This window comes from Streptomyces narbonensis (assembly GCF_014649015.1).
Taxonomy (GTDB): domain Bacteria; phylum Actinomycetota; class Actinomycetes; order Streptomycetales; family Streptomycetaceae; genus Streptomyces; species Streptomyces narbonensis.
The window spans coordinates 1-2,985 of record NZ_BMSF01000049.1; the positions used below are offsets into that span (position 1 = coordinate 1).

General features: G+C 74.2%; 2 protein-coding genes. Both read left to right on the forward strand.

Annotation, left to right across the window (positions count from 1 at the left end; all coding sequences use genetic code 11):
- Positions 1-933: phosphopantetheine-binding protein (locus tag IE124_RS33920; protein WP_229833156.1), on the forward strand; the 933-nt coding region annotated here is incomplete at its 5' end.
- A 103-nt stretch (positions 934-1,036) separates the two neighbouring features.
- Positions 1,037-2,985: type I polyketide synthase (locus tag IE124_RS33925; protein ID WP_189513855.1), on the forward strand; the 1,949-nt coding region annotated here is incomplete at its 3' end.

A 2,985-nucleotide genomic window follows, 5' to 3' on the forward strand; every position in this document is an offset into this window, starting at 1 on the left:
CGCCGCCGCGCCGCCGGACTCCCCGCCCTCTCCCTCGGCTGGGGCCTCTGGGCAGAGAACAGCAGCATGACCGGCGGACTGAGCGACACCGACCGCTCGCGGCTGGCTCGTTCCGGGGCGACGCCCATGGACAGCGAGGTGACCCTGTCCCTCCTGGACGCGGCCATGCGCCGCGACGACCCGGCGCTCGTCCCGATCGCCCTGGACGTCGCCGCGCTCCGGGCCCAGGAGCGCGACGGCATGCTGGCGCCGCTGCTCAGCGGGCTCACCCGCGGGTCGCGGGCCGGCGGCGCTCCGGTCGGCCGCCGCAGGGCCGCCGCCGACGGCACCGGCCAGGCGGAGAGGGACCTGGGCGGGCGGCTCGCCGCGATGACCCCGGACGACAGGACCGCGCACCTGCGGGACCTCGTCCGTACGCACGTGGCGACCGTCCTGGGACACGGCGCCCCGAGCCGGGTCGACCTGGAGCGCGCCTTCCGCGACACCGGTTTCGACTCCCTCACCGCCGTCGAGCTCCGCAACCGCCTCAACGCCGCCACCGGGCTGCGCCTCCCGGCCACGCTCGTCTTCGACCACCCCACTCCGGGGGAGCTCGCCGGGCACCTGCTCGACGAACTCGCCGCCGCCGCAGGCGGGTCCTGGGCGGATGACACCGGGTCCGGCTCTGCTTCCGGCTCCGGCTCCGGCTCCGGAGGCGCGGTCTCGGCTGCGGACCGGCAGACCGCGGCGGCACTCGCCGAGCTCGACCGGCTGGAAGGCGTACTCGCCGCCCTCGCGCCCGCCGCCGGCGGCCGTCCGGAGCTCGCCGCCCGGCTCAGGGCGCTGGCCGCGGCCCTGGGGGACGACGGCGGCGCCGCCACCGAACTGGACGAGGCGTCCGACGACGACCTCTTCTCCTTCATCGACAAGGAGCTGGGCGAATCCGACTTCTGACCTGACCTGACCCGACCCGACCGGCGCGACAAGCGACATCAGCACCAGCACCAGCACCACCCAGCCCCCACACACACGGAACGGACAGGCGAGAACGGGAGCCATGGCGAACAACGAAGACAAGCTCCGCGACTACCTCAAGCGCGTTACCGCCGAGCTGCAGCAGAACACCCGGCGTCTGCGCGAGATCGAGGGACGCACGCACGAGCCGGTGGCGATCGTGGGCATGGCCTGCCGCCTGCCGGGCGGTGTCGCCTCGCCCGAGGACCTGTGGCAGCTGGTGGCCGGGGACGGCGACGCGATCTCGGAGTTCCCGCAGGACCGCGGCTGGGACGTGGAGGGGCTGTACGACCCGGACCCGGACGCGTCCGGGCGTACGTACTGCCGGGCCGGTGGATTCCTGGACGGGGCGGGCGAGTTCGACGCCGACTTCTTCGGGATCTCGCCGCGCGAGGCCCTCGCCATGGACCCGCAGCAGCGGCTGTCCCTCACCACCGCGTGGGAGGCGATCGAGCACGCGGGCATCGACCCGACGAGCCTGAAGGGCAGCGGCCTCGGCGTCTTCGTCGGCGGCTGGCACACCGGCTACACCTCGGGGCAGACCACCGCCGTCCAGTCGCCGGAGCTGGAGGGCCACCTCGTCAGCGGCGCGGCGCTGGGCTTCCTGTCCGGCCGCATCGCGTACGTCCTCGGTACGGACGGACCGGCCCTGACCGTGGACACGGCCTGCTCGTCGTCGCTGGTCGCCCTGCACCTCGCCGTGCAGGCGCTGCGCAAGGGCGAGTGCGACATGGCCCTCGCGGGCGGTGTCACGGTCATGCCCAACGCGGACCTGTTCGTGCAGTTCAGCCGGCAGCGCGGGCTGGCGGCGGACGGCCGGTCGAAGGCGTTCGCCACCTCGGCGGACGGCTTCGGCCCCGCGGAGGGCGCCGGAGTGCTGCTGGTGGAGCGCCTGTCGGACGCCCGCCGCAAGGGCCACCGGGTGCTCGCGGTCGTCCGCGGCAGCGCCGTGAACCAGGACGGCGCGAGCAACGGTCTTACGGCTCCGAACGGGCCGTCTCAGCAGCGCGTCATCCGGCGTGCCCTGGCCGACGCCCGGCTCACGCCGGGCGACGTGGACGCCGTCGAGGCGCACGGCACGGGCACGCGGCTCGGCGACCCGATCGAGGCACAGGCCCTGATCGCCACGTACGGGCAGGAGAGGAGCAGCGAACAGCCTCTGAGGCTGGGCGCGTTGAAGTCGAACATCGGGCACACCCAGGCCGCCGCCGGTGTCGCCGGCGTCATCAAGATGGTCCAGGCGATGCGCCACGGGCTGCTCCCGAAGACCCTGCACGTGGACGAGCCGTCGGACCAGATCGACTGGTCGGCGGGCACGGTCGAGCTCCTCACCGAGGCCGTGGACTGGCCGCGGAAGCAGGACGGCGGACCGCGCCGGGCCGCCGTCTCCTCCTTCGGCATCAGCGGCACGAACGCGCACGTCGTCCTCGAAGAGCCCCCGACGCCGACCGAGGACACCCCGGCCGCCGAGCCGTCGCCCGCCGGCAGCGTCGTGCCGTGGCTGGTCTCGGCCAAGACCCCGGCCGCACTGGACGCCCAGATCGGACGCCTCGCCGCGTACGCGGACGCCCGTACGGACCTGGATCCGGCCGCGGCGGCCCGCGCCCTGGCCGGCGGCCGTACGGCGATGGAGCACCGCGCAGTCGCGATCGGCGACAGCCGGGAAGCACTGCGGGACGCCCTGAGAATGCCGGAAGCGCTGATACGGGGCACGTCCACGGACGTGGGCCGGGTGGCGTTCGTCTTCCCCGGCCAGGGCACGCAGTGGGCCGGAATGGGAGCCGAACTCCTCGACGAGTCGCAGGAGTTCGCTGCGGCGATGGCCGAGTGCGAGACCGCACTCTCCCCGTACGTCGACTGGTCACTGGAGGCCGTCGTCCGGCAGGCACCCGGTGCGCCGTCGCTGGAGCGGGTCGATGTGGTGCAGCCCGTCACCTTCGCCGTCATGGTCTCGCTGGCCAAGCTCTGGCAGCACCACGGCGTGACCCCGCA